Annotated in this window: 6 protein-coding genes; all 6 read left to right on the plus strand. The window is 63.5% G+C overall.

Annotated features, from left to right (window positions below; all coding sequences use genetic code 11):
* The coding region (gene ligD / locus EN939_RS18535; RefSeq protein ID WP_127269165.1) for a DNA ligase D at window positions 1-1,105 on the plus strand (1,105 nt) is incomplete at its 5' end.
* A gap of 227 nt (window positions 1,106-1,332) precedes the next feature.
* Window positions 1,333-2,238, plus strand: a complete 906-nt coding sequence (gene ku, locus EN939_RS18540; protein ID WP_024501732.1) for a non-homologous end joining protein Ku — start codon at window positions 1,333-1,335, stop codon at window positions 2,236-2,238.
* Window positions 2,235-3,350, plus strand: a complete 1,116-nt coding sequence (locus EN939_RS18545) for a tetratricopeptide repeat protein (protein ID WP_127269166.1) — start codon at window positions 2,235-2,237, stop codon at window positions 3,348-3,350. The genes ku and EN939_RS18545 overlap by 4 nt, the downstream gene beginning before the upstream one ends.
* Window positions 3,351-3,582: 232 nt before the next feature.
* Window positions 3,583-4,227 (plus strand): alpha/beta hydrolase family protein, encoded by a 645-nt coding sequence (locus EN939_RS18550; protein WP_127269167.1) that lies wholly within the window; start codon window positions 3,583-3,585, stop codon window positions 4,225-4,227.
* Between the two features lie 4 nt (window positions 4,228-4,231).
* Window positions 4,232-5,002 (plus strand): exodeoxyribonuclease III, encoded by a 771-nt coding sequence (locus EN939_RS18555; RefSeq protein WP_127269168.1) that lies wholly within the window; start codon window positions 4,232-4,234, stop codon window positions 5,000-5,002.
* A gap of 193 nt (window positions 5,003-5,195) precedes the next feature.
* On the plus strand, window positions 5,196-5,687 hold a 492-nt coding region (locus tag EN939_RS18560; protein ID WP_272483101.1), incomplete at its 3' end, for an SdrD B-like domain-containing protein.

A 5,687-nucleotide genomic window follows, 5' to 3' on the forward strand; every position in this document is an offset into this window, starting at 1 on the left:
GCTCGCCAGGCTGGAGCCGCTGCGGGAAGGCGCCACCGCGCCCGAGGGCGTCCCGCGCGAAATCATGCGCGAGATGAACTGGGTGCGCCCGCTGCTGTCGGCGCGCATCCATTACGCCAACCGCACATCGGACAACGCACTGCGCCACGGCGTCTTCCGCGGTTTGAGAGATGTCGGCCTGTCGACGCCGGTCTCGTCCAAACGCAAGCGGCTGATCGCCGAGGCCGACCTTGCCACCATCTGGGTGACCAACCCGACGCGCCGGCTGTTCGGCAAGACCGGCCCGACCAAGCTCGACATCGCCGTCTATTATGCGCTGGTCGGCGATTTCATGCTGCCGCACATCCTCGGCCGGCCGGTGTCGCTGGTGCGCTGCCCGACCGGCCTGCCGAAGGATTGCTTCTTCCAGCGCCACGCCTTCACCGGTATGCCGCCCTCGGTGGTGACATTCGAGGCGACAAATTCGGAGGGCGAGACCAAATCCTATCTCTCGATCGAAGGCGCGAAAGGATATCTGGCGCTGGCGCAGTTCGGCGTCGTCGAGTTCCATACCTGGGGCACCCACCGCACCAGCCTCGACAGACCCGACCAGATCGTCCTCGACCTCGATCCGGGCGAGGGGATTTCATGGCGCGAGGTGGTCGAGGCCGCCGTGCACATCAAGGGCGAATTGGAGCGCCTGGGGCTGGTGCCGTTCGCCAAGACCTCCGGCGGCAGCGGCATCCACATCACCGTGCCGGTGACGGGCAAGCAGAACTGGAAGAAACTGCACCAGGCGACCAGCGCCATCGCCACGCATCTGGCGACAACGGCGCCGGACACCTTCACCACCACCATGGGCAAGGACAACCGCAAGAAGCGCATCTTCATCGATTATCATCGCAATGCGCGCGGCCACACCTCCGCAGCCCCTTATTCCTTGCGCGCCCGCACCAATCTGCCGGCCTCGACGCCGGTGAGCTGGAGCGATCTGGAATCCATCGATGCGCCGCAGTATCTGAACTATTCCTCCCTGCCGGGGCTGCTGGCGACGTCGGGCGATCCGTGGGCGGAGATCGACGAGTTCGCGCGGGATTTGCCGGTGTTCGAGGGAACGAGGAAGTAGTCGCGAGATGAGGGCGCAGTCCCGCCAGCGTCTCAATTCCAAGTCCATCGACGCTTCCGACAATTTGAATTATTCTCTCCGCCACGACCTCAAAGACGTACCGGAAGATTTCGTCAGGGATTTGCCTGTATCGTGTGGGGTCGGTGTAGGATTTCCTCGGCGCCAATCGTCCTTCGGACGAAAAGCGCTGCAGCAAATGTCAGTGCATGGCCGCGTAGGAGTGTTTCATGGCGCCCAGGGCAAGTTGGAAAGGTTACCTCAAACTCAGCCTCGTGAGCTGTCCGGTGCGGCTATATCCCGCCACCAGCGCCAGCGAGCGCATCAGCTTCAACCAGTTGCACAAGAAGACCCATAACCGCATCAACATGAAACCGGTCGACCCCGAATTGGGGCTCGTCGAGCGTGCTGATCTGGTCAAGGGCTACGAATACGAGGACAAGCAGTACATCATCATCGATGATGCCGATCTCGATGCGGTGCGCATCGAATCCAATCACACGATGAACATCGAGGCCTTCGTCGACGAGGACGAGGTCGATGTCATCTATCAGGACGCGCCCTACTACATGGCGCCCGACGGTGCGATGGCGGAAGAGACCTTTGCCGTGCTGCGCGAAGCGATGCGCAAATCCGGCAAGCTGGCGATCGCCCGCCTGGTGCTGTCCAGCCGCGAGCGCGTGGTGACGATCGGCGCGCGCGAGAACGGTATGTTCGTGTGTACATTGAGGAACCCGAACGAAGTACGCGGCACGGCTGAATATTTCGGCAACATCCCGGCTGGCAAGCCCGACCCCGAAATGCTGCAGCTCGCCGAGGCGCTGATCAAGCAGAAGGAAACCACCTTCGATCCGAAGAATTATGAGGACCGCTACGAGGCGGCACTCATGACGATGATCCGCGAGAAGCTGAAAGGCCACAAGCCGATCATCGCGGCGGCACCCGAGCGCGGCAATGTCATCAACCTGATGGATGCGCTGAAGGCCAGCCTGTCGCAATCGAAGCCGCCGGCCAAATCGAAAAGCAAGGCCGACGAGGTTGCCAAGCCCGCCGCGAAGAAGGCGGCAGCGGGTGGTGCTGCTGAAAATCCGTTGAAGGCCAATCTGCTGAAGGCGGTCGGCAAGAGCAAGAAATGACGGCACCGACCGGCGCTGTTTTCGGCACGATAGGCGCGCTGGCGGCTTTTCCGCTCAGGCTGGCTGCGCGGGAAGTGGAACGCCAGCACGGCCAGCTGCGGCGCGGTATCACCAGGCGCACCACGCATGTCGTCTTCGGCCGGACACTTCTCGCCAGGGCAGGCCTCGTCAAAAACGGCGATGCCGGGATCGAGCGCAGTGTCGCCGCCGAGCGCGCGGCCGGTCGAACGCTGATCAGCGAGAACGGATTCCTGCGCCTTCTCGGACTGATGAAGACACCGGAGGCGTCTTCGCTGTCGCGGCAATCGCTGATCGATCAGTCGCGGCTATCAGGCTCCGACCTCGATTTTTTGTCGCTGTTCGATGCGTTCGAGCATGACACAGAACCTTATTCCTTCCGCGACCTGATCCTGGCGCGCAAATATGCCGGGCTCATCGCCGGCGGCGCGACATGGGCGGCGATCGCGCGCTCCGTCCACCGCTCCGGCCCGGTGGCGTCGCTGACCGCCAAGTCGCTCAATGTCGGCTCGCAGCATGGGCGCGCCGACGCGATCTATCTCGAAGGCGGCCAGAGCGAACTCGATGGGCAGTTGCTGTTCGATCTCGGAACAGCCGGGGCAGAGGGTGACGACACGCTGGAGGAGCTGTTCGCCGAGGCGGAAGCGGCGGAGGAGCAGGGCGACCATGATGGGGCCGCCGCGCTCTACCAGCGCTGTCTCGCCATCGATCCGAGCGATGCGATTGCCGCCTTCAACCGCGCCAACTGCCTGCGCGCCGGCGGCCACGCGGTGGACGCCGCGCATGACTATATCAATGCGATAAAACTCGACCCGGCCTTCGTCGAGGCGTGGTTCAACCTGGCCGGACTGATGAGCGAGCAAGGTCGCGAAGCCTCGGCGCGAAGGCACCTGCAGAAGGCGATCGCGCTCGACAAGACCTATGCCGATCCGGTGTTCAACCTTGCGAGGTTGGAGTTCGACGCGGGCAATCTGCTAGAGGCGCGGCAGCTGTGGGTGCGCTATCTCGAACTCGACGCGGATTCGGAATGGGCGCGGGTTGCAGCCAAGGGCGTGCAGTTCGTGGATCTGCAGCTGGCGCGGACGGCGGGGTGAGCATGATTGGCAAAGGCCGCCATGACAGCCAATCTCCCCCCTTGCGGGGGAGATGTCCGGCAGGACAGAGGGGGGCGCTGTCCCGCCAACAGATCGGCCAATTTTGGCGCGTGTTCCCGCACGCAAGCATGACCGAAGGCTGGCATTCCTTCACGCCCCCCTCTGCCCTGCCAGGCATCTCCCCCACGAGGGGGGAGATCAGCAGCGTCGCCGTCGCGCCGGACATCACAGCATGACCCACTTCCTCTTCGACGGTCCCGACACCGCGCCCACCACCATCCTGCTTGCCCATGGTGCGGGCGCGTCGATGGATTCGCCTTCGATGACCGCCACCGCCAAGGCGCTGGCCGCGGCCGGCTTACAGGTCGCGCGCTTTGAATTCCACTACATGGCTGCCCGCCGCTACGGCCACCGCAAACCGCCGCCGCGGGCCGAGACGGTAAATCCGGAATATATCAAGGCGACAGCCGACCTCAGGGCAAAGGGCGTGACGGGACCGCTGATCATCGGCGGCAAGTCGATGGGCGGGCGCGTCGCCTCCATGGTCGCCGACGAGATGTTTGCCAAGGGCGAGATTTCAGGGCTGGTCTGCCTCGGCTATCCCTTCCATCCGCCGGCCAAGCCCGAGCAATTGCGCACCAAACACCTTGCCGATCTGAAGACGCCGACGCTGATCTTCCAAGGTACCCGCGACGAGTTCGGCACCAGGGACGAGGTTGCGACTTATGACCTTTCCGATCGCATCGAGGTCATCTGGCTGGAGGACGGCGACCACGATCTCAAGCCTCGCAAGAGCATCTCGGGATTTTCGGCGGCCGACCATCTGAAGATGCTGGCCGAGACGGTCAAGGCGTGGTCGGGTCGGATCGCTTCCTGAAGCGATGAAGATCGCCTCCTTCAACATCAACAACATCAACAGCCGGCTTGAAAACCTGCTGGGATGGCTGGCTGTGGCAAAGCCCGATGTCGCCTGCCTGCAGGAGCTGAAGGCGCGCGACATGCAGTTTCCACGCTCGGCATTGGCGGCGGCCGGCTATGGCGCGGTGTGGAAGGGCGAGCCGACGTGGAACGGTGTTGCCATCCTGGCACGGGGCGCCGAGCCAGTGCTGACCCGCGATGCCTTGCCCGGCGATGATGCCGACAGGCAGAGCCGTTATATCGAGGCGGCGGTGAACGGCATCATCGTCGCTTGTCTCTATGCGCCGAACGGCAATCCTCAGCCCGGTCCGAAATTCGCCTACAAGCTCGCCTGGCACGCGCGGCTGGAGGTGCATGCCGAACAGTTGCTCGACACCGGCCTGCCGGTGGTGCTGGCCGGCGACTACAACATCGTGCCCGAGCCGCGCGATATCTACGCCACCCGCTCCTATGACGACAACGCGCTGGTGCAGCCGGAAAGCCGGGCGTCGTTCCAGCGCCTGCTCGACCAGGGTTGGCTTGATGCCCTGCGCAAGAAGCATCCGAAGGAAACGCTTTACACATTCTGGGACTATCGCCGCAACCGCTGGCCGCGCGATGCCGGCCTCCGGCTCGATCACATCCTGCTGTCGAAGAAACTGGCACGCCGCCTGACCGCCGCCGGCATCGACCGCGACGTGCGCGGCGAGGACGGCGCCAGCGACCATGCGCCGGTGTGGGTGGAATTGAAGTAGGCGACTGCTTTCATTGCGTCGCGCTTGAACGGGTCCCTGCAACGCGCTTAAAGTCCTTTGTCTTGATGCAAGTTGCTGTCCCAATCCGGGTTCGCTTTTGGCCGACATGCAATAACCCTGTCGGCAAAGTACTCCAACGCAGCCGGATCGCCCGTGAACGCAACCCCCCACGAGATTTGTGAATCGAGGCTCCATGCCTGACTTGGGCGCTGTCGAGATACTGGCCGCTGCCATTGTGGTGCTTGCGGCTGCTGTCATGTCCTGGCTGCTGTGGCGGAAGCGCAGCCGCCGCAAGGGACGGCGGCAGACCAATCCGGCTGCCGACTATGCCGTCCGTACCGAATGGAACGCCGGCGGGGGTATGCTCAATTACTCATCCTTCGTCTATTTCGATGTCGATCGCGACGGCAAATACGGCGCCGGAGACCGGCCGATGGCCGGGATCATGGTGCGGCTGTATGACGAAGCCGGCAAGCTCGCCGCATCCGCGCGCACCAACAATGCCGGCTTTGCCAATTTTCCCATGTCGGTGAAAAGCAGAAAGGCCGTGATCCGCAAGCCGGGCAACTGGCGCTTTGTGGTTTCGGTGCCGCCCGGCTGGCAGGCGAAAAGCGAAAATGACATTCAGTCCCGACGCTTCATGCCGCTGCCGGGTTCGCCGGCCGGGATGGTATCGCAGGAGATG

The sequence above is a fragment of the Mesorhizobium sp. M7A.F.Ca.CA.002.05.1.1 genome, assembly GCF_003998335.1.
Lineage (GTDB): Bacteria > Pseudomonadota > Alphaproteobacteria > Rhizobiales > Rhizobiaceae > Mesorhizobium.

What these genes read in the sequence shown, in the direction of transcription:
- EN939_RS18555 (WP_127269168.1), top strand. Translation starts at nt 4,232, where the DNA reads ATGAAGATCGCCTCCTTCAACATCAACAACATCAACAGCCGGCTTGAA.
- ku (WP_024501732.1), top strand. Translation starts at nt 1,333, where the DNA reads ATGGCGCCCAGGGCAAGTTGGAAAGGTTACCTCAAACTCAGCCTCGTG.
- EN939_RS18550 (WP_127269167.1), top strand. Translation starts at nt 3,583, where the DNA reads ATGACCCACTTCCTCTTCGACGGTCCCGACACCGCGCCCACCACCATC.
- EN939_RS18545 (WP_127269166.1), top strand. Translation starts at nt 2,235, where the DNA reads ATGACGGCACCGACCGGCGCTGTTTTCGGCACGATAGGCGCGCTGGCG.